Annotated in this window: 18 protein-coding genes and 3 pseudogenes; 14 read left to right on the forward strand and 7 right to left on the reverse strand. The window is 73.1% G+C overall.

Features of this window, described 5'->3' with window-relative positions; all coding sequences use genetic code 11:
* The first annotated feature begins 35 nt into the window (after nucleotides 1-35).
* From AB0E98_RS27330 to AB0E98_RS27345, 4 genes are all read left to right on the forward strand, one after another.
* Nucleotides 36-605 carry a TetR/AcrR family transcriptional regulator gene (locus AB0E98_RS27330; RefSeq protein ID WP_361707507.1) on the forward strand — a complete coding sequence of 190 codons (570 nt, stop codon included), beginning with the start codon at nucleotides 36-38 and terminating at the stop codon, nucleotides 603-605.
* Between the two features lie 134 nt (nucleotides 606-739).
* On the forward strand, nucleotides 740-1,927 hold the full coding sequence (locus tag AB0E98_RS27335) for a GDSL-type esterase/lipase family protein (protein WP_361707510.1): 1,188 nt from the start codon (nucleotides 740-742) through the stop codon (nucleotides 1,925-1,927).
* A gap of 115 nt (nucleotides 1,928-2,042) precedes the next feature.
* Complete coding sequence (locus AB0E98_RS27340; protein ID WP_361707512.1) at nucleotides 2,043-2,372, forward strand: DUF6247 family protein; 330 nt, start codon at nucleotides 2,043-2,045, stop codon at nucleotides 2,370-2,372.
* On the forward strand, nucleotides 2,369-2,629 hold the full coding sequence (locus AB0E98_RS27345) for a hypothetical protein (protein WP_361707514.1): 261 nt from the start codon (nucleotides 2,369-2,371) through the stop codon (nucleotides 2,627-2,629). The genes AB0E98_RS27340 and AB0E98_RS27345 overlap by 4 nt, the downstream gene beginning before the upstream one ends.
* Nucleotides 2,630-2,652: 23 nt before the next feature.
* Here the strand turns inward: AB0E98_RS27345 and AB0E98_RS27350 are convergent.
* Nucleotides 2,653-2,796 (reverse strand): annotated as a pseudogene (locus AB0E98_RS27350) (phosphotransferase); the annotation flags it as partial.
* Between the two features lie 578 nt (nucleotides 2,797-3,374).
* On the opposite strand from AB0E98_RS27350, the gene AB0E98_RS27355 reads away from it, so the two are divergent.
* The gene (locus tag AB0E98_RS27355) at nucleotides 3,375-4,661 is read left to right on the forward strand and encodes an alkaline phosphatase (RefSeq protein WP_361707662.1); all 1,287 of its coding nucleotides are present in this window, start codon (nucleotides 3,375-3,377) and stop codon (nucleotides 4,659-4,661) included.
* 95 nt (nucleotides 4,662-4,756) lie between these two features.
* On the opposite strand, the pseudogene AB0E98_RS27360 reads toward AB0E98_RS27355, so the two are convergent.
* Both AB0E98_RS27360 and AB0E98_RS27365 read right to left on the reverse strand, forming a co-directional pair.
* A pseudogene (locus AB0E98_RS27360) lies at nucleotides 4,757-5,068 on the reverse strand (MerR family DNA-binding transcriptional regulator); the annotation flags it as partial.
* Nucleotides 5,069-5,462: 394 nt separating this feature from the next.
* Complete coding sequence (locus AB0E98_RS27365; protein WP_361707664.1) at nucleotides 5,463-6,296, reverse strand: glycoside hydrolase family 19 protein; 834 nt, start codon at nucleotides 6,294-6,296, stop codon at nucleotides 5,463-5,465.
* Between the two features lie 419 nt (nucleotides 6,297-6,715).
* Between AB0E98_RS27365 and AB0E98_RS27370 the strand changes: the two genes are divergently transcribed.
* From AB0E98_RS27370 to AB0E98_RS27385, 4 genes are all read left to right on the forward strand, one after another.
* Nucleotides 6,716-7,138: a cysteine/serine endopeptidase inhibitor gene (locus AB0E98_RS27370; protein ID WP_361707517.1), complete on the forward strand. Its 423-nt coding sequence runs from the start codon at nucleotides 6,716-6,718 to the stop codon at nucleotides 7,136-7,138.
* Between the two features lie 142 nt (nucleotides 7,139-7,280).
* Nucleotides 7,281-7,730 (forward strand): DUF523 domain-containing protein, encoded by a 450-nt coding sequence (locus AB0E98_RS27375; RefSeq protein ID WP_361707519.1) that lies wholly within the window; start codon nucleotides 7,281-7,283, stop codon nucleotides 7,728-7,730.
* Nucleotides 7,731-7,852: 122 nt separating this feature from the next.
* Nucleotides 7,853-8,800 (forward strand): carbohydrate kinase, encoded by a 948-nt coding sequence (locus AB0E98_RS27380; RefSeq protein WP_361707522.1) that lies wholly within the window; start codon nucleotides 7,853-7,855, stop codon nucleotides 8,798-8,800.
* A gap of 157 nt (nucleotides 8,801-8,957) precedes the next feature.
* Entirely contained in the window at nucleotides 8,958-9,746 is a 789-nt protein-coding gene (locus AB0E98_RS27385) for a VOC family protein (protein WP_361707524.1), read from the forward strand.
* 40 nt (nucleotides 9,747-9,786) lie between these two features.
* Here AB0E98_RS27385 and AB0E98_RS27390 read toward each other — a convergent pair whose 3' ends face one another.
* Complete coding sequence (locus AB0E98_RS27390) at nucleotides 9,787-10,194, reverse strand: peptidase inhibitor family I36 protein (RefSeq protein WP_361707527.1); 408 nt, start codon at nucleotides 10,192-10,194, stop codon at nucleotides 9,787-9,789.
* A 308-nt stretch (nucleotides 10,195-10,502) separates the two neighbouring features.
* On the opposite strand from AB0E98_RS27390, the gene AB0E98_RS27395 reads away from it, so the two are divergent.
* The 5 genes and pseudogenes from AB0E98_RS27395 to AB0E98_RS27415 form a co-directional block, all read left to right on the forward strand.
* Nucleotides 10,503-11,555: an alpha/beta hydrolase gene (locus tag AB0E98_RS27395; protein ID WP_361707529.1), complete on the forward strand. Its 1,053-nt coding sequence runs from the start codon at nucleotides 10,503-10,505 to the stop codon at nucleotides 11,553-11,555.
* A 106-nt stretch (nucleotides 11,556-11,661) separates the two neighbouring features.
* Nucleotides 11,662-11,856 (forward strand): hypothetical protein, encoded by a 195-nt coding sequence (locus AB0E98_RS27400; RefSeq protein WP_361707531.1) that lies wholly within the window; start codon nucleotides 11,662-11,664, stop codon nucleotides 11,854-11,856.
* Between the two features lie 52 nt (nucleotides 11,857-11,908).
* Complete coding sequence (locus tag AB0E98_RS27405; RefSeq protein ID WP_361707534.1) at nucleotides 11,909-12,469, forward strand: CGNR zinc finger domain-containing protein; 561 nt, start codon at nucleotides 11,909-11,911, stop codon at nucleotides 12,467-12,469.
* Between the two features lie 318 nt (nucleotides 12,470-12,787).
* Complete coding sequence (locus AB0E98_RS27410) at nucleotides 12,788-13,237, forward strand: flavodoxin domain-containing protein (RefSeq protein ID WP_361707537.1); 450 nt, start codon at nucleotides 12,788-12,790, stop codon at nucleotides 13,235-13,237.
* A gap of 132 nt (nucleotides 13,238-13,369) precedes the next feature.
* Nucleotides 13,370-14,131, forward strand: a pseudogene (locus AB0E98_RS27415) (reductase); the annotation flags it as partial.
* A gap of 24 nt (nucleotides 14,132-14,155) precedes the next feature.
* Here the strand turns inward: AB0E98_RS27415 and AB0E98_RS27420 are convergent.
* The 3 genes from AB0E98_RS27420 to AB0E98_RS27430 all read right to left on the reverse strand — a co-directional run bounded on the left by AB0E98_RS27420 (nucleotide 14,156) and on the right by AB0E98_RS27430 (nucleotide 25,812).
* Nucleotides 14,156-14,779, reverse strand: coding sequence for a TetR/AcrR family transcriptional regulator (locus AB0E98_RS27420; RefSeq protein ID WP_361707539.1), 624 nt, complete (start codon nucleotides 14,777-14,779; stop codon nucleotides 14,156-14,158).
* A 17-nt stretch (nucleotides 14,780-14,796) separates the two neighbouring features.
* Nucleotides 14,797-16,074 carry an MFS transporter gene (locus AB0E98_RS27425; protein ID WP_361707541.1) on the reverse strand — a complete coding sequence of 426 codons (1,278 nt, stop codon included), beginning with the start codon at nucleotides 16,072-16,074 and terminating at the stop codon, nucleotides 14,797-14,799.
* A gap of 105 nt (nucleotides 16,075-16,179) precedes the next feature.
* Nucleotides 16,180-25,812, reverse strand: a complete 9,633-nt coding sequence (locus AB0E98_RS27430) for an amino acid adenylation domain-containing protein (protein WP_361707544.1) — start codon at nucleotides 25,810-25,812, stop codon at nucleotides 16,180-16,182.
* Between the last annotated feature and the right edge of the window lie 22 nt (nucleotides 25,813-25,834).

Genomic DNA, 25,834 nt, shown 5'->3' on the forward strand with positions numbered 1-25,834 from the left:
TTGCATAATGGATTCAGCCGAACGGGAGGATGGCTATGGCACGCGCGGGACTGACTACGGAACGCCTGGTCCAGGCGGGAGCGGAACTGGCCGACGAGGTCGGCTTCGACGAGGTGACCGTCTCGGCGCTCGCCAGGCGGTTCGACGTCAAGGTCGCGAGCCTCTACTCGCACCTGAAGAACTCCCAGGACCTCAAGACCAGGATCGCCCTGCTCGCCCTGGAGGAACTCGCCGACCGGGCCGCCGACGCCCTGGCCGGACGGGCCGGCAAGGACGCGCTGACCGCGTTCGCCGACGTCTACCGCGACTACGCCCGTGAGCACCCCGGTCGCTACACCGCGGCCCGGCTCAGGCTGGACCCCGAGACGGCGGCCGCGAGCGCCGGCGTCCGGCACGCACGGATGATGCGGGCGATCCTGCGCGGCTACGACCTGACGGAGCCGGACCAGACCCACGCGGTACGGCTGCTGGGCAGCGTCTTCCACGGCTACGTCAGCCTGGAGGCGAGCGGCGGATTCAGCCACAGCGCCCCCGACTCGCAGGAGTCCTGGTCGTGGACCCTGGACGCCCTCGACGCCCTGCTGCGCTCGCGGCCCACCCCCTGACCACGCCGGCCACGGCCCCGTACGCGACTACGCCGGCCACGGCCCGCTACGCGCCGGAGGCCGCCGCATCGCATGCCGGGCGCGGCACCGTCCTCCCCGGGCAACCCGAAAACGCCGACCGACAGGCTGAGAGCATGCACACCACCGAGCACGACTGGATCACCACGCCCATCACCGCGGACCTCCTCCGCGGCGCCCTCGACCTGGAACACACCACCCACGGCGTGCTGCCGCACCGGCTGCCCGACCGGGCCCGCGCCCAGTGCGACGACGGGCAGCTCGCCATGGCGGAGTCCCAGCCCTCCGGCGTACGCCTGGTCTTCCGGACCCGGGCCACCGCCGTCGAACTCGACACGCTGCCCACCAAGCGCGTCTACGTGGGCGCTCCGCCGCGCCCTGACGGTGTGTACGACCTGCTCGTCGACGGCCGCCTGGCCGGCCGGGCCCATGTGGCCGGCGGGAACACCCTGACCATCGACATGGCCACCGGGACCGCCGAGCACCGGCCCGGCCCGGCCGGCACCGTCCGTTTCACCGGCCTGCCCGACGGCGTCAAGAACGTCGAGATCTGGCTGCCGCACAACGAGACCACCGAACTCGTCGCCCTGCGCACCGACGCCCCTGTCGAGCCCGCGCCGGACCATGGCCGCAGGGTATGGCTGCATCACGGCAGTTCGATCAGCCACGGCTCCGACGCCGCGAGCCCCAGCACCACCTGGCCCGCGCTCGCCGCCTCCCTCGGTGGTGTGGAACTGATCAACCTGGGCCTGGGCGGCAGCGCCCTGCTCGATCCGTTCACCGCCCGCGCCCTGCGCGACACCCCCGCGGACCTGATCAGCCTCAAGCTCGGCATCAACCTGGTCAACGTCGACCTGATGCGTCTGCGCGCCTTCACCCCGGCCGTCCACGGCTTCCTCGACACCATCCGCGAGGGTCACCCCACCACGCCGCTGCTGGTCGTCTCGCCCATCCTGTGCCCCATCCACGAGGACACCCCCGGCCCCAGCGCCCCGGACCTCGCCGCCCTGAGCAGCGGGCAACTGCTCTTCCGGGCCACCGGCGACCCCGCGGAGCGCGCGAGCGGGAAACTGACCCTCACCGTCATCCGCGACGAACTGGCCCGCATCGTGCGGCAGCGGGCGGCCGAGGACCCGAACCTCCACCACCTCGACGGCCGTGACCTCTACGGCGAGGCCGACTCCACCGAGTCGCCCCTGCCCGACCGGCTCCACCCGGACGCCGCCACCCACCGCCTCATCGGCGAACGCTTCGCCGGGCTGGCCTTCACCACCGACGGCCCTTTCGCGGACCACGCCGCCTGACACCGGGCGCGGGGAGGGAGGGAGGGAGGGGGGAATGGCCGAAGTGCACCGCTCCCGTACCGCCTGTCGTATCCCCGGCGGCTACTGTGGCGTTGAGACTCGCATGGAGGACCCCATGAGCGCCCGGCCCGGCGACGCGCCCGCCCCACCGCCTCTCCCGCCGCCTCTTCCATCGCCCGTCCCCGCCCCGGCCGCGGCCGCGCGGCTGCTCGCGAGCATCCGTGCCGACCGTCGTGCCGAGCGATGGGAACCGGCCTTCGAACGGGACTGGGCGAAGGCCCTGGAGGACGCCCGCTACAGCTACAGCCTCACGCCGGTCCACGACGTCGTGCGCGCGTGGCAGGCGCGCTTGGCCGTCACCCCGGCCGTCGACGCGTTCCTCGCCGCCGGCATGGACGACTCCGACGGCGTCGCGTCGGAGGACGCGCTCGGGACCCGCCCGTGAGCGAAGCGGCCTGGCCGGCGCGGCTGTCGCCGAAGGCCCTGGGCGTGCTGAACGCCCTTCCGGAGCACGTGCGCGAGACCCTCCGCGACGTGCTGGACATCGCTTCCCGCGACCCCTGGTCCTTCCCGGCCTTCGACCGCCGGGACCCCGAGGGTGAGGACGTCCGCTCCGCCGCGATCGGGCACCTCACCGTCGTCTACTGGATCAACCGCTCGGCCGCGCGACTGCACGTCATCGACATCGTCTGGCTCGGCTGACGGGCCCCTCGCCCGCGACACCGTCAGAGGAAGTCGAGCACTACGTTGTTGGGGCACAGGTCGCCGTGGCAGACGACGAATTCCTCCTTCGCCGGACGCGTACGGGCCGGCGCCTCCCGCAGCCGCCCGGCCGAGCCGCTCCTCCTCCAGGTCAGCCAGGTCGGCCAGGTCCACCGGGCCGCCCGCGAGGTTCCACTCCGCCTGCGGGACCGTCACGGCCGGTGACTGGCCGAAGGGGCGCTCGGCCGCGGGGAGTTCATGCGGCATCAGGGCCACGTCGGCCATGACCTCGGCGACGTGCCGGCGCCGCTCGCGCGGCCACTCCTCGGCGGCGTCCCGGACGGGCGCGACCTTGGCGTACAGGGCCGAGGGGCCCGACAGGCGGTGGACGACGGCCCCCGGGCCGCCGTCGGTGACCGGGGTCCACTCGTGGCCGGAGGAGCGGTTGCGTAAGCCCACGTTCATGGTCACCATCGTGACCTACCCGGCGGGGCGGCTACGACAACATGCCGTACGGGAAACGCCCGTTCGGGCCGCTCGTACAGGTCCTGTGCCCGAATGGTCTTCAGCCGGGCCGAACGCCCGCTCCAGCTCCCACGGTCCCGTGAACTCGGAGGTCAGCACATTGAACGCAGCCACCCCCTTACGGCTCTTCCGCACCTCCCACAGCAAACCAGCCCCCCGCCGCGCCCGCCGTGGACGCGTCGCGTGGGGCGCCGCCGCACTCATCGTCGTAGGCGCCGCCCTGCCCACGGCGGCCGCGCCGACGGGCGGGGAGAGCACGGACCACGGCCCCCGCAAGGCCAGGAACGTCATCCTGCTCATCGGCGACGGCATGGGCGACCAGGAAGTCACCCTGGCCCGCGACTACACCGTCGGCGCCGGTGGCCGCCTCGCCCTCGACCGCTTCCCCGTGACGGGCAAGTACACCACGTACTCCGTCGACGGCAAGGGCCGCCCCGACTACGTCACCGACTCGGCGGCGAGCGCCAGCGGCTGGTCCACCGGCCGCAAGACCGTCAACGGCCGCGTCTCCAAGACACCGGACACCGACGTCGCCGTGCCCACCGTCCTCGAACTCGCCCGCCGCAAGGGCCTGGCCACCGGATCGGTCACCACCGACGAGCTCACCGGCGCCACCCCCGCCGCGATGGCAGCCCACGTCACCGGACGCGACTGCCAGGGACCGGCCGACATGGCCGGCTGCCCGCGCGACACCATCGGCCGCGGTGGACCCGGCTCGATCGCCGAACAGTCCGTACGGCTGCGCCCGGATGTACTCCTCGGCGGTGGCCGGCAGCGCTTCGACCAGAAGATCACCGAAGGCCCGTACCAGGGGCTGACCGTGACGCGGCAGGCGGAGAAGGAGGGCTACCGCGTCGTCACCGACGCCCGCGGACTGCGGGACGCCGGGCCGGACCGCCCGCTGCTCGGCCTGTTCTCGCCGGATTCGCTCCCGGTGGAGTGGAGCGGCAGGCCCGCGGCCGCCGGCGGCACCCCGCCGCAGCGCTGTGTCAGCAACCCCGCCCGCCCGGCCGGCACCCCGGCCCTGGCGGAGCTGGCCACCAAGGCGATCGGGCTGCTGGAAGCCAAGGCGAAGGCCGGGACCGGGCCGGACAAGGGCTTCTTCCTCCAGGTCGAGGGCGCCTCCATCGACAAGCAGGCCCACGAGGCGGACCCCTGCGGACAGATCGGGGAGACCGCCGCGTTCGACCGCGCCGTCAAGGTGGCCCAGGACTACGCCGCCCGCCACCCGGACACGCTGGTGATCGCCACCGCCGACCACGGCCACAGCACCCAGATCCTCCCCGTCGACACCAACCCGCCCGGGCTGTCGGCCACCCTCGTCACCGACGAGGGCAGCAAGATCAAGGTCGGCTACTCCACCACCGACACCCCCGCGGACGGCCAGGAGCACACCGGCACCCAGGTGGGCATCTCGGCCCGGGGCCCGTACGCGGACCGCGTCCAGGGAGTCACCGACCAGACCGAGCTGTTCACCACCGTCACCACCGCACTCGGACTGCGCTGACCGCGCGTGGACACCGTGGGGTGCCCATCTGTCTCCGGGAGGGCACCCCATCCGCCGCCGGCGCTACGCCGCCCCGGGCAGGTGCCGAGACAGCCGTCGAGCGCTGCCGCGCCCGCCGGCATCGCCAGGCCCCCTGCCGTCAGCCGGTCGCGCCACTCCCGCAGCGTCGCCCGCAGCGGCTCCGGTCCGCCCGCCGCCCGGACCTGCCCCAGCACCCGCGCGATCTGCCCCAACCCGTGCCCGCCCCACCGCGACGGGTGGGCCGGCAGCACGTCGCGCACGTCGGCAACCGTATAGACGCGATAGCCGGTGCGCGGGTCGCGCCGGGGCACGATCAGCCCGGCCCGCTCCCATTCGCGTAAGGTCGCCGGCCGGATGCCGAGCCTGTCCGCCAGCGGCCCGATGAACGTCACACCCGGCTCCACCTTCGGCACCCGCGGCTCCGACGTCCCCCACCCCGACACCCCCGAAGGGCTCCTGTCGCCCCTTCCCCACGCCCGCGCCGTCATCGCCCCCGACCGCCTTACCGCGGCCCTCGACCGGAAGCCGACACCCCGTGCCCCGGCCGACCACACCTACTTCCCCCTCGACCCGGCACTACCGATCGGATCGACGCCATCGTCTTCGTCAAGGAAATCTGAGCGACCTGATGGTGTGACGACACAAGAGAATTCTCGTCTCCCAACGCAGCAGTTGATGCGGTCGGCGAATATCGAGCCCCTGGAAGTGGAGCGGATGCCCACAGCGGAAAAGCGGGCGGCAACTTGAACGTTGCCGCCCGCCGGACCTGCCGCCCCCGCGTCAGCAGTAGAGGTTGCCACCCGGTGCCACGCCGAGGAGCGAGGCGAATCGCTGATAGCTCGACACCCGGCTCTGGACCTGGCCGGGGTTGCCGCCATTGCATTCCAGGGACCCGTTGATGCTGCGGATCGTCTCCCCGAACCCACGGCTGTTGACCATGGCGTCGTGCGGCGTCATGGTGCCGGGGCCGCGCTGGGTGTTCCAGTACCACAGCGCGGTCTTCCAGGAGACGGCCGCGTCGGTCTGGACGAGCGAGGGATTGTTCAGCAGGTTGATGCCGAGGGCGTCACCCGCCGCCTTGTAGTTGAAGTTCCAGCTGAGCTGGAGCGGGCCACGGCCATAGTAGGCGCTCTGGCCGGCCGGGCAGCCATAGGGCTGGCCGCGGTCGCAATAGTGAGGATAGTTGGCGGTGTTCTGCTCGACGACGTAGACCAGCCCGCCGGTCTCGTGGTCGACGTTGGCGAGGAAGGCGGCGGCCTCCTGCTGCCTGACCTCCTTGCTGCCGGTCTTGGCGAAGCCGGGGTACGCGCTCAGCGCGGCGACGAGCCCGTTGTAGGTGTAGAAGGAGTTCCGCCTCGGGAACATCTGGTTGAACTGGCCCTCGCTCACCGGGAAGGCGCCGGGATCGCCGCCTCCCTGACAGGTGTACGGGTCCCAGTACCAGGTGCTGATGAGCGGGTCGTATCCGGGGTTGTCGTGCTCGGCGATGTAGTACCGCCCGTCGGTGTACCGGACGACCGTGCCCGTCGTGTACCACGTGCCCGCGGTCCAGCTCTGCGCGTTGTCGCAGGGACCGGCGGCGCTCGCCGTGGTGACGGGTGCGAGGACTGCCATGCCGACCAGGGCCAGTAAGCCCAGCAACAGGGCCGCGACGCGGTTTCTTCTCACGATGGCTCCTCGTGGGGGGTTTGAGCGAATCGCTGACGGTGAATCAGGACCGCAGTGGACTGCGGGGATCTCTCACCATCGCGAAGTGAATAACCACGCGAGTTTGGCTGTCAACAGCACGCACCGCCACCGGCCTAACTCACCGCATTCACCAATGACTTCAGGACAATTGCGGCGGCCGGGGGTTGCGAGGGCCTTGAGGAGCATGGCATCCATAGGCCGGAAGCCGGGCGCGTGCCGATGAAATGCCGCTGTCCCACGGCTTCGTGCTTCGTGTTTCGTGCTTTGCGCGGCGACGAGCCGCCACCGATGCCTCCCCGGGTGAGAAGTCTGCCCGAATGGCCCTTGAAATCGAGGAGAGATTCATGCGTGACTTCAAGCGTGCGCGCTACGCGGCCACTGTCCTGGCGGCCGCGGCCACCGGTATCGCACTCAGCGCCGGACCGGCGGCGGCGGACGTCCCGATCGGCCGGTCCATGACGGGAAAGATGACCTACTACACCGACAAGGGCTACGGCGCCTGCGGAACGCCCATCGACGCGACCTCCCAGAACCTGGTCGCGGTCTCGGCCGCGTGGTGGACGTCCGGCAACCCGAACAACGACCCGCTCTGCAAGGGCATATCGGTGGAGGTGACCTACAACGGCAAAACCATCAGAGTACCGGTCAAGGACAAGTGCCCCTCGTGCGACCGGAACCACATAGACCTCAGCCAGCCGGTCTTCCAGAAGCTGGCGCCGCTCGACAAGGGCGTAATCAACGGCATCACCTGGAAGTTCGTCCGCTGACCAAGGCGGGCCGGCAGTTCTGACGCCGGCAGTTCTGACGCCGACAGTTCTTGCGTCGACAGTTCTTGCGTCGAGGGGCGGGGAGTCGACACTCCCCGCCCCCACCGGACGTGGGCCGTGGCGGCGCGGTTAGCCTGGCGGCATGGAAGCAATCCTGGTCAGCGCCTGTCTGCGCGGGGTGCCGTGCCGGTTCGACGGGCGGCACAAGGCGTCGCCGGAGATCGAGCAGACCGTGGCCGGCCGTGAGGTCGTCTCCTTCTGCCCGGAGACGGCGGGCGGCCTCGCCACACCGCGTCGCCCCGCGGAACTGGTGGGCGGTGACGGGCACGACGTGCTCGACGGGACGGCGCGGGTCGTCGAGGACACCGGACGCGATGTGACGGCGGAGTTCGTCGAGGGCGCGCGGCGCGCGCTCACGGCGGCGCGCGGCGCGGGCTGCACCGAGGCACTGTTGATGCCGCGCAGCCCCTCGTGCGGACGCGGCGCGGTCTACGACGGGTCGTTCACGGGGGAACTGGTGCCGGGTGACGGGGTGACCTCAGCGCTGCTCGAACGGAACGGGATCGCCGTACGGTCCGCACCAGGAGTGTGAGTCGCGCCCAAGCACCGTCGACCGGGGCATCGCGGCGCCCGTTGCGCCGTTGTCACCGAGAGGCCACCCATGCCCACTCCCGCACGTCACCATCACGACTTGCCGAAAGGTCCGAACCCCTCATGATCATCGTTGCCGGCGAAGCCCTCATCGACCTCGTCCCCACGGGGCCCGCCGACGACGAGCTGCCCGCCCTGCTGCCCCGGCGCGGCGGAGGCCCCTACAACACCGCCGTCGCCCTCGCCCGCCTCGGCTCCCCGGCCGCCTTCTGCTCCCGGCTGTCCACCGACCACTTCGGCGAGGCCCTCCTGCGCGCCCTGACGGCGGACGGCGTGGACACCTCCCTCGTCCAGCGCGGCCCCGAACCCACCACGCTGGCGGTGGCACACATCGGCGACGGCGGCTCGGCCACGTACACCTTCCACGCGGAGGGCACCGCGGACCGCCTCTTCCGGCTCCCCGACGGTCTGCCCGCGGCGGCACGCGCGATCTCCTTCGGCACCTGCTCCCTCGTGCTGGAACCGGGGGCCGGGGCATACGAGGAGCTGATGCGCCGCGCGTCCCGGAACGGCCTGTTCACCGCGCTCGACCCGAACATCCGGCCAGGCCTCATCCCCGACGCCGACGCCTACCGGGCCCGCTTCCACTCCTGGCTGCCCCACACCACCGTGCTCAAGCTCTCGGAGGAGGACGCGGCCTGGCTCGCGGAGTCCACCGACCTCGCGACTGCCGTCGAGGAGTGGGTCGCGTCGGGCCCGTACGCCGTCGTGCTCACCCGGGGCGGCGCCGGCCTGACCGTCCGCACCCGCGACGGCCTGGAACTGTCCGTCCCCGGCACGGAGACGGACGTCGTGGACACGATCGGAGCCGGCGACACCGTCAACGCCGCGCTGCTGCACCGCCTGGACCAGCACGGCGCGCTCACCGGCATGCCCTCCCTGGACGCGGACCAGTGGTACGACGTCCTGGCCTTCGCCGCCCGCGCCGCAGCGCTGACCTGTTCCCGGGCGGGGGCGCGGCCGCCGTACGCCTCCGAACTCGAGGTGGGGGAGAGTCCGGTCGTGCGCTGACCCGCGGCCTATCGCGGCGGCCGGCCCCGGCACGCCGGTCGGCGCCTCGGCGGGATTGTCAGTGCCCCCTGCCATGCTGAGAGCCGATCGTCTCCCGCACGGCCGCCCGGCCCCCGCCGGGCGCACCCACATGCTCCAGCGGCCGAAAGGGCACCCCATGCTGACGTCCACTCATGTCCCCGGCGGGCCGGCCTGGCTCGACCTCGGCACCCCCGACATCGACGCCGCCGTCGCGTTCTACGGCGCGGTCCTCGGCTGGGAGTACGCCTCGGCCGGCCCCGCCGTCGGCTACGGCTTCTTCCGGCTGGGCGGCAGAACCGTCGCCGGCGTCGGACCGCTGACGGAGGAGGGCGCCGGCTCGGCCTGGACGGTGTACTTCCGCACGGAGGACGCCGACGCCACGGCGAAGGCCGTGGAACAGGCGGGCGGCACGGTCCGCATCCCGCCGGGCGACGTCTTCACCGCCGGCCGGATGGCCGGCTTCACCGATCCCGCCGGCGCCGAGTTCGCGGTCTGGCAGGCCGGTGATGTGGAGGGGCTGGACCTGGTCAACGAACCGGGCTCGGTCAGCTGGGCCGAGCTGTACACGACGGACCTGGCGGCGGCGGACACGTTCTACCGCTCCGTCCTGCCCTGGGACACCCGGGACATGCCGGTGGGCGGCGGCCTCGAGTACAAGATCGCCGGGCCGGCGGGTGGCGGGGTGGACGCCGTGCACGGCGGCCTCATGCAGCTGCCGGAGGGGCACCTGGCCGCAGGCGCCCACTCTGAATGGCACCCCTACTTCGAGGTCGCCGACTGCGACGCCGCGGTGGCCGCGGCCACGGAGCACGGCGCCATCGTCCTCATCCCGCCCATGGACGCCCCGGGCATCGGGCGAGTGGCCATGTTCCTCGACCCCTCCGGAGCCCCATTCGCGGTCATCAGGAGCGCCGAGTCCGGTTGACCCTCGGCCCCCGGCCCCGGCCCCGGCGCCCGCGGTGCCGTCAGCGGCCCTCGCCGGGTGGCGTGCCGCAGCTCGGGCCGCCCGGACCGTCGAACTGCACGGAGCTGAAGAAGTCCCGGTAGGCGGGGAAGAAGTTGCCCTTGCCGGTCGGCCCGGCGGACGTGATGGCCGTACAGCCGGTGTAGTTGGCATCGGACCAGAGGTGGATGGTCGAAGAGGTCCGGTTCCAGTCCGATTCGGCCCGGTCGTTCATGCCGAGAGCGGCGAGGTCCGGAGCGTTCCCGCGTAGCTTGATCATGTCGCCGGTGCCGTCGAGGCCCGAGAACATGCAGTAATAGCCGGCAGGGCAACGGTCGTACCCGTCGGCGGCGTGGGCCGTGGAGACCGGCAGCACGGCGGAGGCCATGACGGCCACCGGAACGAGCAGGGCGCGCAAGGGGCTCTTCATGTACGTGTACTCCTTGAGCCGGATTCCGAAGTCGCGTTGACGGGCGGGGGAGGAGGGCACCGCCCGCCGCCCCTGTCACCGACTGCTGTGTCAAGGATCGAGGAACCGGTCCTCAGTGCCAAGAGCCGCGCCTCGCCCTGTCACAGCCTGCCCTCCATGACCTCTCCTGCATCACCTATTCAGCCGGTGACTCGGCGTAGCTACCCCCAGATTAATAATTTTTCGTCACCCGTTTGACTGGTGACGCGATGTGTGCGACAGTCGGTCATCGAAGAGGTCGGTGCACATGAACGCACGGAGTGATTCGTATGATCAGCAGGCGTAACTTCGGCTGGGCCCTGGGGCTGGGCACGAGCGCGGCCGCCGTTTCACTGACCGGCCGGCGGGCCGCGTCCGCCGCCACCCCGAGCGCATCCGCGGCGCGGATCGTTCCTACGGCCGTCTCCGGAGCGCGGACCAGCTTTCCGCAGTTGAAGCAGATCAACGCCGGCTTGCTGAATATCGGCTACGCCGAACTGGGCCCCGCCCACGGTCCCGCGGTCATCTGCCTGCATGGCTGGCCGTACGACATCCACAGCTACGTCGATGTCGCCCCTCTCCTGGCGGAGGAGGGCTACCGGGTGATCGTCCCGTACCTGCGCGGTCACGGTACGACGCGTTTCCTTTCCGGCCGGACGTTCCGGAACGGTCAGCAATCGGCCATCGCCCTCGACCTCATCGCCCTGATGGACGCCCTGAAGATCGAGCGGGCGGTTCTGGCCGGCTTCGACTGGGGATCGCGCACCGCCGACATCGTCGCCGCGCTCCGGCCCGAACGCTGCAAGGCCCTCGTGTCGGTGGGCGGATACCTCGTCATCGACCGTCAGGCGAATCTGAAGCCGCTGGCCCCCAAAGCCGAACACGCCTGGTGGTACCAGTACTACTTCTCCACCGAGCGAGGCCGGCTCGCCATGGAGGACACGACCCTGCGGCACGACCTGACCAGGCTTGTCTGGGACACCGTCTCCCCGACGTGGGAGTTCGACGACGCCACGTTCGAGCGCACCGCTGCGGCATTCGACAACCCCGACTACGCGGCCATCGTCATCCACAACTACCGCTGGCGGCTCGGCCTCGCCGACGGCGAGCGCCGCTACGACGGACTCGAGAAGCGGCTCGCCGCGCGACCGGTCATCGAGGTGCCCACCATCACCCTCGACCCCGAGCGGGATCCCTTCACGGCTCCGGGCGACGGCACCTCGTACCGGGACAGGTTCACCGGCGCGTACGAGCACCGAACCCTGACGGGGATCGGCCACAATCTGCCCCAGGAGGCACCCGCCGCGTTCGTCCAGGCCGTCGTCGACGTGGACCGCTTCTGACGAAGTGTCCGCCCCGGTTGTCTGCTCACCCTCTTGGCAGGTGACTGACGGAAGGCTTCAACCGCCAGTAGACCCTGATCCGCCAGCGACCGAACGGAGTTCGACCATGGAATGCCAGAACACCACGGACAGCGCCGCCGCGGCACGCCGAGCACGATTCGGCAAGCTGCCCGAGCGTATTCGCCATGAGGACATGGTCGAGGAAAGGGTGGCGACGGCGAACGGCTCGACGCGTCACGCCCATGACCCCGAGGGATCGTGGAAGTTCTTCTCCTGCCTCGCCGTGGACCTCGGCCTCTGAGCCGAAGCGGCCGGACCTTGCCCGTGCCGTAGTCACCTGCCAGAATGGTGATGTGAACCTCGACCATGTCTTCGTGTGCGGAAACCCGGCACTCGACTTCGCCGCGACGCTGCGGGCGCGTCGCTCGGTGCGCTTCGAGATGTTCACGACGCCCGACAGGCTGAACGCGTGGTACGTGGAGTCCGGCCTCGTCGACGCGGTCTCTCCCGGCGGGGAGGCCGACGTCGACCAGGCGAGGGCCGTACGGGAAGCCGTCTACCGGCTGGTCACGGCCCGTCGGCTCGGGGAGGAGTGCGACAGGGCGGCGCTGACCGTGGTGAATAACGCGGCGCGCAAGCCGCCCGCCGTACCGCAGCTCACTCCGTCGGGGCGATGGACACAGGCGACGCCGGAAGAAGCCCTCTCCACGGTGGCCCGGCACGCCATCGAGCTCCTGAGCGGGGCGGATGTGCCCCTGCTCAAGGAATGCGGCAACCCCGAGTGCACCCGCACCTACATCGACCGCTCGCGGGGCATGCGCCGCCAGTGGTGCGGGATGGACTCCTGCGGCAACAAGATCAAGGCGGCCGCGTACCGCGCCCGCAAGAAGACCACGCACGCGGCGGCCGGCTAGCCCGGCCCGCGCCGTCGGCCATGACGACGGCCCGAGGCCCGTCAGGCCCGTACCGGCTTCGGGCCCGTACCAGCGCCCGTACCGGCGCGCATGCCGCTGCCGCTCCCATCGGCGCGTCAACTCCTTGATGCCTTCCCGCTGTCCGTGCCTCGCGCGCCGGCAGGCCGACGCCTTGCGCTGCTCCTGGGTTGAGTCATCCGACCTTGTCGTTCAACACCCGACGGGTTCACCCTCGAACTGGCCCGGCGTACCAGCGGCGAGCGCCGGCTGCCCACGGCCGCCGCGAGCAGCGCCCCCGCCGGCCAGGACAGTCGAGTGGTGCGACGGGCCACAGGCACCGCGCTCACCCTTCTGCACGGCTCCAACCTCGGCACCTGTACGGGGATCGCCCGCGATCTGGCCGCGGACGGTGACGAGCACGGGTTCGCCCCGTCGGTGGCACCCCTCAACGACTACGTCGGCGAACTGCGTGCCGCCGAGGGTCCGGTGGTGATCGTGGCCGCCTCCTACAACGGCAGGCCAACCGACGACGCCGCCGAGTTCGTCACGTCGCTGGAGGGACTCGAGCCCGGCTCGCTCGACGGTGTCCGGTACGCCGTGCTCGGCGTCGGCGACCGCACCGGCGACCACCTGGCCGTGCTCCCGGGCAACCCGGACGCCCTCGTACGACGGGTCGCCGACCGGTTCGACCTCGACCTGGACCGTACCGTCCGGCTGCGCGCGCGCGCCGCCGCGGCGGCGACACCCTGCCCGTCGACCGACCGCTGACCGACTTCGTCGAGTTGCAGGACCCCGCCACCCGGGAGCAGGTCGCCGTGCTCGCCGAGCACACCGCCTGCCCGCCCGAGAAGCGACCCCTGGCCGAACTCGCCGCGACGGACCCCGGACACCTTCCGCGAGCGGGTGACGGCCGCCGGACGCGGCGTCCTGGACCTGCTGGAGCGCTATCGCGCCTGCGAGCTGCCCTTCGCGCGCTTCCTGGAGCTGCTGCCGGTCCTTCGCCCGCGCCACTACTCGATCTCCTCGTCCGCCGAGGCCTCGCCCGGTGAGGTGGACCTGATGATGTCGCTGCTCGCCGCGCCCCACAGGAGCGGCGAGGGTGTCTTCCACGGCATCGCCTCGCACTACGTCCAGAGCGTGACGGCGGGGGACACCCTCCAGGCCCGGGTGCTGCCGTGCAGCGAGGCCTTCCGGCTTCCCGAGGACCCGTCCGTGCCGGTCGTCCTGGTCAGCGCGGGCACCGGGCTGGCGCCCTTCCGCGGTGCGGTCCTCGACCGGCTGTACGTCCGGTCGGCCGGAACGCTGCTGTGCTACTTCGGCTGCGACCACCCCGACGTCGACTACCTCCACCGAGAGGAGTTCGAGGCCGCCGAGACGGCCGGGGCGGTGAGCATGCGCCCCACCTTTATGCACATGCCCGAGAACGGCGACCGTTTCGTCCAGGACCGCCTCGCGCGCGAGGGCGAAGAGGTGTGGGCCGCGCTGGAAGCCGGCGGCCGCGTCCATGTCTGCGGCGACGGCCGTCGCATGGCCCCCGCGGTGCGGGAGGCGCTCATGGCGATCCACCGCGAGCACACCGGCGCGTCCGGCGAGGAAGCCGCCACCTGGCTGGTCTCCCTCGCCGAGTCCGGTCACTACGTCGAGGACGTCTGGACCGGCTGAGCGCGGCCGAGTTCTGCCAGCCCGTCAGCCCGCCGGCATCTCCACGAGCTCCAGTCGGCCTCCGGCCAGGGCGATCGTCGCGGAGACCAACGCCCGGAGGCCGATGTCTTCCGAGAGCTCGTCCGGCGCGTAGAGGTGTTGCAGCGTCAGCCCGTCGAACCCGGCGAGGAAGAACCGGGCGATCGTCCCCGCCGGCTGGGCGAGCCCGTACCCGGTCCGCGTCGCCGCCTCGGTCACCAGCCGTGCCGTCACCTCGCCCATCCCCCGGTAGTAGTCCCGGTAGGCCTCGCTCAGGCCGGGGGTGCGCAGGGCGAGCATGCTCAGCTCGGTGAGCAGACGGTAATGGGTCGTCTCCTCCCGCACGGTGCGCCAGGAGGCGTGGGCCAGCGCGACGACCGTCTCCTCGAAACCGGCGCCCTCCGGCGCCGCCCGCTCGATCCGCGCGGTCAGGTCCTCGGTGATCTGCTCCATGACCGCCCGGTACAGGTCCGCCTTCGTGCCGAAGGAGTAATGGACCGTGGCCTGCGCGACGCCGAGCTCGGCGGCGATGGCACGCGTGCTGCCGGCGGCGACGCCCTCCCTGGTCATGAGGTCGATCGCCGCTTTGATCAGCTGAGGGCGGCGCTCGGCCGCGGAAACGTGAGCCATGCGCGCATTGTATCGACCTAGTCGGTCGACTGAGTCGTACGACCAAGTCGCTTCCCCTCACGTGGGCGGGCGGCGGCCGCGGCGCCCAGGACGAAGAGCGCGGCCCCGCAGGCCTGGACGATCGCCAGGCCCATGAACGTCCGCTCGATGCCGGCGGACTCCACGGCGGTGCCTGCCGCCGCCAGGCCCAGGGTGCCGCCGGAGAGCGCGCCGGCCGCGATCACGGTGAGGGTGGAGGAGCGCAGCGCCGCCGGGATGGCGGCGGTGCGCACCGCGACCATCGGGGCGTTCGACACACCGTTCAACAGGCCCACCACGATCAGGAAGGCCGTCAACGCGCCCGGTCCGAGCGGGAGCAGCAGCGCCAGGAAGACGATGCCCTGGCCGGCCCGGCCGAGGACGGCCAGGCGCAGGTTGGACAGCCGGCGCAGGGCGGGCCCCACCAGGAACGTGCCCAGCAGCGCACCGCCGCCGAAGGCGCCCAGCAGCACACCGGACAGGGTCGACGATCCGTGCCGCAGCAGGACGAAGACCGGGATGAGCGCGAACAGGGCCTGCCAGGCGCACTCGCCGAGGATCTGGGCGAGCGTCCAGTGGCCGAGCAGCCGGTTCCGGCGCAGGACGGTCAGGCTGTCGCGCAGCCGGCCGCGGCGCGGCGCCACGGTGAGGGGAAGGTCGCGCGGCAGGCCCCAGCGGAGCAGTACCGCGGAGGCCAGGAAGCTGAGCGCGTCCAGGAACAGTACGGCCGGGGCTCCCATCGCCGCGATGAGCAGTCCGGCGGTCGGCGGTCCGAGGAGGATGGTCAGTCGGGTGGCGCCCTGGAGACGGGCGTTGGCCTTGCTGAGCAGGTTCTCGTCGTCGCCGACGAGGGCGGGCAGGATGGCCTGCTGGCTGGCCACGTAGGGGGCGAAGAACGAACCGACCGCGAACAGCAGCACCATGAAGACCGGCGTGCTGAGGAGTCCGGCCGAGTGCAGCAGCGGCACCAGGGCGATCAGCGGCGCGCGGGCGGTGTCGGCGAGCAGCAGCACCTTCCGGGGGCCCAGCCGTCCCGCGAGCGAGGCGCCCAGCAGGCCGAAGACCGCGACGGCGACCATCTGGGCGGCCATCACCTTGCTCATGGCGGCGGGCGACCCGGTGCTCTGGAGGGCGAACCACGGCAGTGCGACGGCGCTCAGCTGCGAGCCCGTCATCGACAGTACCTCCGCGCACAGCAGGGTCCGGAGCGTGCCCCGGTGGTCGGCCGCGGTCGCCGAGACCGGTGAAGCGGAAGCGGCGGGAGTCGTCGATTCCATGTCGTCCCTTTCGGTTGATGAAGGCGGAACCCGGACCTCCGCGGGCCCGGGCCGCGCCGTCCGAGGAGGTCTCGGGGGCGCGGCCCGGGCCGGGAGGGGCGGTGGTCAGCGGCGGCGCTGGGCCTGCCGAGCGGCGGCGGCGCTGCGGGAGCGGGCCGCCCGGTCGCGCAGGTCGATCCGGGCCCGGGAGCCGTCGGCCCCCACCCGGTCCGCCGGCCGCGGGTGGTCGCCGAGGGCGTCCGCGAGCGTCGCGACCGTCGGGTGTTCGAAGAGCTGCGAGATCGGCAGGTCCCGCTCGAGTACGGCGGTCAGCCGGCTGTGCAGCTTGGCCAGCAGCAGGGAGTTGCCGCCCAGGTCGTAGAAGTTGTCGTGGGCGCCGACCTCGGCCAGGCCCAGTACCTCCGACCACACCCCGGCGATCCGCCGCGCCAGATGGGTGCCGGGCGCGACCCAGTCGGAGCGGGTCGCCAGGTCCTCGCGCCCCGGCCGGGGCAGCGCGGCCTCGTCGACCTTGCCGTTGGGCGTGAGCGGCAGCGCGTCCAGCCAGACCACGGCCTCGGGGACCATGAAGGCGGGCAGCGTGCCACGCAGCCGCCGGAGCAACTCCGTCGCCTCCGGGCGGTCCTGGGCGTTCGGGACCAGGTAGGCGGTGAGCGCCGGAGAGCGCTTCGGGTCCGCCTGGACCCGGGCCAGGGCCACCTCGGGCTCGGCCAGCAGGACGGCCTCGATCTCGCCCGGTTCGATCCGGTAGCCACGGATCTTGACCTGCCGGTCGGCGCGGCCGAGGAACTCCACGGTGCCGTCGGCCAGCCGCCGGCCGAGGTCGCCGGAGCGGTAGACCACTCCGGGTTCGCCGTCCGGCCCGGTGGGGCGGAAGCGTTCGGCGGTGAGTCCGGGCCGGCGCCAGTAGCCCGCGGCGACGAGGGCGCCGCCCAGGCAGATCTCGCCCACCACACCGACCGGGCAACGCCGGCCCCGGGAGTCGAGGATCAGGGCCTCCACTCCGGTGAGCGGCAGGCCGAGCCGGTTCAGCGGGCCCTCCTCGCCGTCGGTGAGCTCGTGGTGGAGCGCGAACACCGTGGTCTCGGTCGGGCCGTAGACGTTGCGCACCTGGTAGGGGAGGCCGGTCGGCGGCCACTGGGTGAAGGCCGCACCGCCCACCAGGAGGTGGCGCAGATGCCGGGGCGCGGGGGCGTCCGTGTTCCACATCGCCTCGGCGAGCGGGGTCATCACCAGGCAGGTGGAGATCCGCCGCGCGTCCAGCCAGCCCGCGAGTTCGGGGGCGATCATCGTGCCCTCCAGCGGGACCAGGCAGCCGCCCGAACCGAGCGCCGACCAGATGTCCCACTGCGAGGCGTCGAAGCCGGGGCTGAGGACCTGGGCGACGCGGTCGTGCGGTCCGAGGCCGAACGACTCCTGGCCCCACAGCACCAGCCGGCCGAGGGCGCCGTGGCGGACGGTGACGCCCTTGGGGCGGCCGGTCGTGCCGGAGGTGTAGATGACGTAGGCCGTGGACTCGGGATCGGGGGCGCGCAGGACCACCGGGGAGGCGGTGGCGCCCATGACGGTGTCCGTGCCGGTGATGCCCGTGTCGGTGACGTCGAGCACCGGACGGCCGGTGGCGGCGAGCCGCTCGAGCACCGCCGGGTCGTCGGTCAGGACGACGCCGGCGTCCAGGTCGTCCAGGATGAAGTCGATCCGGTCGGCGGGATGCCCCGGCTCGATCGGGCAGAACGCGGCCCCGGCCTGCCACGCGGCCAGCATCGCCACGGGCAGTGCGGCGCCCCGGCCGAGCACCAGCGCGACCACGGGATCGGTGGCGCGCAGATGCGGACGGATCCGGTCGGCGAGCGCGGCGGCGCGTTCGGCCAGCCGTCGGTAGTCGAGCGTCCCGCCGGCCGTCTCCACCGCCGGTGCCCCGGGCTGCCGTGCGCACCAGTGCGCCACGAGCTCGGGCACGGTGGTGACGGGCGGAGCGGACGGGCCCCGCTCGGCCGCGCGCAGCGGCGCGAGGTCGGTGCCGGCCAGGTCCAGTTCGCCGATCGGCATGCGCAGCCGGTCCGGCAGCATGTTCATGATCCGGCCGAGGAGCGCGGCGAACTGCGTCACGTCGGCGGGCCGGTAGCGGTCGCCCCGGTAGGTCAGTACACCGCTGAGCTTGCCGCCGTCGACGGTGAGCACCACGGTCAGCCCGAGCTTGCCGATGAACCCGGCGCCCTGCCGGTCGAAGGCGAAGGGCGTCAGTGGACGGCCGGCCAGGGTGGGCGGCCGGTCGCCCGCGGTCTCCAGGCTCAGCTGGACGTCGGCGTACGGGGTGCGTCCCGGCCGGCGCGGCGGGTTGAGGCGGTCGACGATCTCCTCGAAGGGCGCGTCCCGGTGTTCCACGGCGCCCAGCAGCTCGGAGCGCATCGCGTGCAGCAGGTCGAGGACCGTAGCCCCGTCGGCGGGACGCGACCGCAGGACGACCGTGTCCAGGCACGGGCCCAGCAGATCGGCGAACTCCGGCTCGTCGCGGTGGGCGAGCGGCCCGGCGAAGACCACGTCGTCCGTGCCGGTCCAGCGGTGCAGCAGCGTGGCCAGGGCGGCGGCCGCCGTCAGGTACGGGGTGAAGCCGTGCTCCCGCTGCAAGGGACGCCAGCGCTCCAGCAGGCCGTCGGCCAGGGGGATCGTCACGGCGCCGTTGGGGCCGCTCGTCCGGGGCGCGGGGAAGTCCAGGTACGGCGGGGCCCCGGCCAGGTGCCCGGCCCAGTGGGCGAGGTCGGCGGCGCGCTTGTCGCCGTCCCGCCGGGCCTCCTGGGCCGCGACGTAGTCCCGGTACTGGACCCGGCCGCGCGGAGCGGTCACGCCGGGAGCGGCCACGGGGAGCGGCCGGAGCGACTCGCCGCCGGCGGCGACCGGCAGCCCGGGAACTCCGGCCTGCAGCCCGGGACGGCCGGCCGGCAGCCCGAGGCCGTCCAGGGGCAGGTCCAGCAGTTCGGGCAGCCCGGCCAGCAGCCGGCCGAACGCCTCGGCCAGCAGCCGGACGTCCTCGGCGGCGAACCGGTCGCCCCGGTAGGAGAAGGCACCGGAGAGCGTGCCGTCCTGCTCGGAGAGGGTGACGGTGAGCGCGAACTTGGTCTCCTGCTCCCAGAAGGAGTCGAAGAACAGCGGGCGAAGCTCGCCGCCGCCGAGTACGGTGCGACGGCCGCTGAGCAGGTTCATGTTCAGCGCGACGTCCGCGTAGGGCGTCCGGCCCGGCCGTCGCTCCGGCCGCAGCGCCTCCACCAGTTCGTCGAAGGGGGCGCCGCGGTGCTCGAAGGCCTCCAGCACCTCGGACCGCATCGCCCGCACCGTGTCCCGCAGCGTGGCGTCCGCGTCGGGACGCGACCGCAGCACCGTCAGGTCCAGGCAGGGGCCGAGGAGTTCGGCGAAGCGGCCGCGGTCACGGGTGGAGACGGGGACGCCGAAGGTGACGTCCTGGCGGCCGGTCCAGCGGTGGAGCAGGACGGCCAGTGCCGCGGCGGCGGCCATGAACCAGGAAACGCCCTGCTCGGACTGCAACCGGCGCAGCCGCTCCATGGTGTCCGCCGGCAGCGGTATCGCCACCGCGCCGTTCGGCCCGGGCACCGTCGGCTCGGGCAGCCGGGCGTACGCGGGGGCGCCGGCGAGCCGTTCGGCGGCGTGGGCGAGGTCGGCGGCGCGCTTGGCGCCGTCGCGCCCGGCCTCCTGATCGGCCACGAAGTCGCGGTACTGGACGGTGGGCGGCTCGGCCGCCCGGCCCTGGGCGACCGCGTTCCAGGACCGCTCCAGCTCACGCAGCAGCACCGGGACCGACTCGCCGTCGACCACCAGATGGTGGAGGCAGAGCAGCAGGACGCGGTCCGTGCCGCCGGTGTCCGCCAGGGCCACCCGCAGCAGCCGGCCCGAGGCGGGGTCGAAGGGGCGGCGCGCCGCCCGGTCGAGCCAGTCCCGCAGACCGTCGTCGGGCGCGAAGGAGGACCGCAGGTCCAGCGGCTCGACCTCGGGGCTCCACGCCTCGCCGATCAGCTGGTGCAGCCGGTCCCCGTGCTCCACGAAGCGGGTGCGCAGGATCTCCTGGCGCCGGATCAGGTCGTCCAGCGCCCGGCGCAGCAGATGGGCGTCGAGCCCGGCCTCGGCCCGCCAGGCGAGCACCACGTTGTAGCGTGCGTCGTCCGGGGCGGCGCGCTCGGCCAGCCAGATGCGCTCCTGGAAACCGGAGGCGGGCAGCAACCGCCCGGACGGCTCGCCCTCGCCGGCGGGAGCGGCGACCGTTCCCGCGTGGGTGTCGACCAGGTCGGCGAAGTCCTGGAGCCGGGGGCTCTCGAAGAGGGTGCGCAGCGGCAGGGCGGGCCCGAAGTCGCGGGTGACCCGGCCCAGCATCCGTACGGCCAGCAGCGAGTGCCCGCCGAGGGCGAAGAAGGAGTCGTCCGCGCCGACCGAGGGCACGTCCAGGAGTTCGGCCCACAGGGCGGCCAGCGTCCGCGCGGTCGGGGTGCGCGGCTCGCTCGTGCCGGCGTTCTCCAGCGGCACGCCGGCGGCGCGCAGGGCCGTCGTGTCCAGCTTGCCGTTGACGGTCAGCCGGATCTCCGGGACGGTGCGGAACCGGGCCGGGATCATGTACTCGGGCAGCTTGGCGCCCAGGTGGCGGCGCAGCTGGGCCCCGGTCGGCGGCTCGCCGGCGGTCTGGAGATAGGCGACGAGCCGGTCGTCCTCGACCAGTACGGTGGCGTCCGCCACGGCCGGGTGCTCGCGCAGGCAGGACTGGATCTCGCCGAGCTCGATGCGGTAGCCGCGCAGCTGCACCTGGGAGTCGCCGCGGCCGAGGTACTCCAGGGAGCCGTCGGGGCGGTAGCGGGCCAGGTCGCCGCTGCGGAAGAGGGTGCCCCCGCCGAACGGAGCGGTCACGAAGCGCTCCGCCGTCAGCTCCGGGCGCCCCAGGTAGCCCGCGGTGACGCCCTCGCCGCCGACCAGGATCTCGCCGACGGCCCCCACCGGCAGCAGCCGGCCGCCGGTGCGCGGGTCGACCAGGTGGACGGTGGTGGTCGGGATGGGGGTGCCGATCACACTGCGGTCCGCGTCGGCGTCGGCCCGGGTGACGGTGCGGACGGTCACGTGCACGGTGGTCTCGGTGATCCCGTACATGTTGACCAGCCGGACCTGCGGGCGGCGCTCCAGCCAGCCGCCGAGCATCGCGGGCTGGAGCTGCTCCCCACCGAAGATCACATAGCGCAGGTAGTCGAGCGGTGCCGGGGACTCCTCCTCCACCGCGAGCAGCTGCCGGAAGGCGCTGGGCGTCTGGTTGAGCACCGTGACCCGCTCACGCTGGATCAGCTGCCAGAACTGCCGGGCGTCACGGGCCTCTTCCTCGGGAACGATGACCACCCGGCCGCCGTGGGCCAGCCCGCAGAACAGCTCCCACACCGAGAAGTCGAAGGCGTACGAGTGGAACATCGTCCACACGTCGGAGGGGCCGAAGCTGAAGGGGAAACGGTCGTTGACGATCAGCCGGACGGCGTTGCGGTGGCTGACCACGACGCCCTTGGGGCGCCCGGTGGTGCCGGAGGTGTAGATGCAGTACGCGGGGGAGTCGGGGCCGGTGTCGGGCAGCACCGCGCCGCCTGCGCCGGGCGTCGCGGCGAGCTCCTCGGGCGTCACCACGGTGCCCATGAAGCCGAGGCGGCCGGCCGTGTCGTCACCGGCCACCGCGAAGCGGGCGCCGGAATCGGTGAGGATGAACGACTGCCGCTCGGCCGGCACCGCCGGGTCGATCGGCAGGTACGCCGCCCCCGCCAGCAGGACCGCCAGCATTGCCTCGGCCTGGGCCACGCCCCGGGGCAGCAGCAGGGCCACCAGCTCGCCCGGCCGGACCCCGCGCGCCACCAGGCCCCTGGCCAGGAGCTCCGCGCGGGCCTGCAACTCGGCGTAGCCGCGCCGGTCCTGCCCGCAGGACAGCGCCACCGTGTGCGGCCGCCTCCCGGCCTGCTCGCGCACCAGCGCGTGCAGTGTGGTCTGCGGATAGTGCGCCTCGGTGGCGTTCCACACCGCCAGCTGGGTGTGCGCCTCCCGCTCGGTCAGCGGATCGGCCTCGCCGACCGGCCGCCCGGGCTCGGCGAGCAGCTGCTCCAGCAGCCGCGCGTAGTGCTCGGCCATCAGCTGGATCTGCGGCTCGTCGAAGTACAGGCCGTTGAAGACCAGCCGGCCGGCCGGCACGGCGCCGTCGGGGCGCACGAAGAGCGTCAGGTCGTACTTCCCGTAGCCGCTGCCCTCCTCGACGAGCCGTGCCTCGCCGCCGTCGGGCAGGGTGAGGGAGCGAGGCCCGGCGGCGTAGCAGAAGAACACGTCGAACAGGGCGGTCCGGCTCATGTCCTTGCCGGGGTCGAGCAGGGCCACGAGCTCGTCGAAGGGGGCCAGCGGGTGGCTGCGGGCGCGGTCGAGCGCGGTGCCGGTCGCGGCGGCCAGGTCCTCGAACGAGGCCGAGACCGGGGTGTGCAACCTCAGCGGCAGCAGGTTCGCCAGCGGTCCCACGACCGTGCCGGACCCGTCCCGGCGGTTGGTGTCGGCGACGCCGAGAACCATCTCGTCCTGGCCGGAGTACCAGCTCAGCAGCGTGGCGAAGGCGGCGAGCAGCACCTGCTCCTCGCTCAGCCCCCGCTCCCGCGCGAAGCGTTCGAGCGGCAGTGTCGCGGGCAGACGCAGCGGGACGGACTGCTCCCGGTAGACGTGCACCGCCTCGCGGGGGTGCCGCTCGGGCAGGCGCAGCGGGTCGATCTCGCCCCGCAGCTCGTCGGCGCGGGCGGCGAGGTCGAGCTCCTTGCGGTCCTGCGGGAGGGCCTCCAGCCAGTCGCGGTAGCCGGGGCCCGCGGCCGGTGCGGCGTCGGGGGCGGTGAGGATCTGTTCGGCGAGCACGGTCAGCGACACCCGGTCGACCACCGCCTGGTGTCCGGCCAGCGCGAGCCACGCCCCGCCGTCGGCGCCGGGCTGGACCGCCACGCGCAGCAGCGGTCCGGCGGCCAGGTCGAAAGGCTCGGCGGCCCAGGCGCGCAGGGCGGCGGGAACGGTGCCGGTGTGGTCGGCCACCGGCTCGAACCACCGCGGCGTGACGCGGGTGCCGGTGGTGACGCACTGGGCGATCCGGTCGTCGACGAGGACCAGGTTGGTCCGCAGCGCCTCGTGGGCCAGCTCGGCCCGGGCCACCGCCGCGCGCAGCGCCTCGGGCTCGGGCGCCCGGTCGAGCCGTACGTACAGCGGCAGGTTGTGGTAGACGGGCGACCCGTCGTAGACCACACCGCGCTCGAAGTGGTCGATGAAGCCCATCCGGCCCTGGTGGGCGGAGGCCGGGTGGAGCGCCCCGGCGGCGGGCACGCCACCGGTGGCCTCCACGGGAAGACCGTCCCCCGTGGCCGGGCCGGCCGCCGCGTAGCAGTCGGCGAGTTCGCGCAGGAAGACCCCGGCCGACCCGCCGTCCCACACGAGGTGGTGCAGACAGACGAACAGCACCTGGTCGTCCTCGCCCAGCTGGACGAGCGCGGCCGTCAGCAGCCGCCCCGAGGCGGGGTCGAACGCGTGGTGGGCCAGCCGGTTCAGCCGCTCGCGCAGGATCTCCTCGGCGTCGTCCCGGCCGCGCAGGTCGAGGAAGTCCGGCTCCGGCGACCACGGCTCGTCGACGACCTGCCGCAGGCGCCCGTCGTGCTCCACGAAGGAGGTGCGCAGGATCTCGTGCCGGGACACCAGCAGGGCCAGCGCCCGGGAGAGGGCGCCGTGCTCCAGCCCGCCGGGTATGCGCCAGGCGAGCGGCACGTTGTACGCGGCGCTCCCCGGCTCCAGCCGCTCGGCCAGCCAGATCCGCTCCTGGAAGCCGGAGGCGGGGAACGACGACGGCTCCTCGGCCATAGCCTCCTCGACCGGTTCGGGGGTGCGCAGGGCGTCGAGCCGGGCGGCGAGCTCGCCCAGGCGGGGGTGCTCGAAGACGGCGCGGACGGAGACGTCGAGGTCGAGGCGCCGGGTGATGGCGTCGGCGAGTTCGGCGGCGAGCAGGGAGTGCCCGCCGAGTTCGAAGAAGGAGTCCTCGGGGGTGATGCCGTCGATGCCGAGGACGTCCTGCCACAGCTCGATCAGTACGGCGGTGGTGGCGCTGTCCGCCGAAGCCACGTGCTCTGCCACGGCGGTGTCGCCGGAGCCGGCCGCGTCGAGGCCGAAGCGGACCCGGGGCGCCCGGTCGCCGAGCCGCTCGCGCAGCAGGGCGGTCAGCCGCTCGGCGGGCACGTCGGCGCCGGCCGGGTCGAGGGTCAGCCGGGCGGCGAGCTCGGCGTCGCCACCGGTCGGCGTCACCACGGCGTTCCGCACGGCGGGATGGCCTTGCAGCAGGGCGGCCACCTCGCGGGTGTTCACCGGGCCCGCCACCGTCTCGACGCGCTCGCCGAGCGCGCCCACGGGCGCGTGCGGGTCCGCGGCGACGGCGGTCAGCACCTCGGTGTAGTGCGCCGCCATCATCGCCACCAAGGTGGGGCCGCAGGCCCCGGCGGGGTCCTTCCACAGCACATGGGTGCCGCCGGAGTCCTCCCGGACCATGACCGCGAGGGTGTAGTCGGCGCTGCTCTCCATGTCGAGCAGGCTCAGCACACATCCCGCCCCGTCGGGGGCCCCGTCCGGCCGCAGCTCGAACCGCTGCACGTCGACGTCCTGGCGCAGCCCGGCGTGCCAGTACTGGAAGACCGTCTGGTGGCTGCGCGCGTGCGCCTGCCAGCCGGTGAGGCCGACCTCGCGCAGGATCGCGGGCAGCGGCAGGTCGCCGTTTGCCATCGCTGCCTTGACGTCGCCGCGCAGGGCGCGGATCAGATCGGCGTAGCTCTCCGTTCCCCCGACCCGCCGGCGGATGGGCAGGGCGTTGACGAAGTAGCCGACCTTGTCGCGCAGTTCCCCGGCGGAGCGGCCGTGGTACGGGATCGAGGCCAGCAGGTCGTCCTCGCCCGCGAAGCGGCGCAGCAGCGCGAAGTACGCGCCGAGGAGCACGGTGAAGTACGACACGCCGAGTTCCTCGGCCCGCGCCCGCAGGCGCGGCACCAGAGGGGCGGGCACCTCGGTGCTGAGCACGGTGTAGCCGGGTTCGTCCACGGTCGCGGGCAGTTCGAAGCCGGTGCCGTCGCCGAGCGCGGCGCGCCAGTGGGCGCGCCGGTCGTCGCCGGCGGGCGTGTCGGCCAGTTCGCGCGAGCGCCGGGCGAAGGCGGTCAGCGGCCCGATGTGGTCGGCCGGGGCCAGGGGCTGCCCGGCGTAGGCCCGGCGCAGCGCGTCCAGCAGCAGCAGGATCGAGGCGCCGTCGTGGACCAGGTGGTGCGCGGCGATCAGCAGCACGCTCCCCTCGTCGCCGTGCAGCACGTCGACGCGGGCCAGCGGGCCCGTCGTCAGGTCGAACGGGCGCTGCCAGGTGCGCCGTACGGCGCTCACCGGGTCGCCCTCGACGGTGTGCTCGGTCACCGGGATGGGCGGCGCGTCGGCCCAGCTGAGCCGGGGGCCTCCCGGGCCGTCCACGACCCGCGCGCGCAGCTGCGGGTACGCCTCGCCGAGCGCGGCGACGGCCCGGCGCAGCCGCCGCGTGTCGAGCGTGCCCGTGACGCGGTACGGGGTCGGGATGATGTGCGTCCACTGCTGCGGGTCGAGCCGCCAGGAGATCCACATGGCCTCCTGGCCGACCGAGAGCGGGAGCTCGCATACGGTCGCGGGGAGCCCGGGGGTGTCGGTCATGGTCGGTTCCTCGCTCATCGGT

It is taken from the genome of Streptomyces sp. NPDC037389 (assembly GCF_040636475.1).
Classification (GTDB): Bacteria; Actinomycetota; Actinomycetes; order Streptomycetales; family Streptomycetaceae; genus Streptomyces; species Streptomyces hesseae.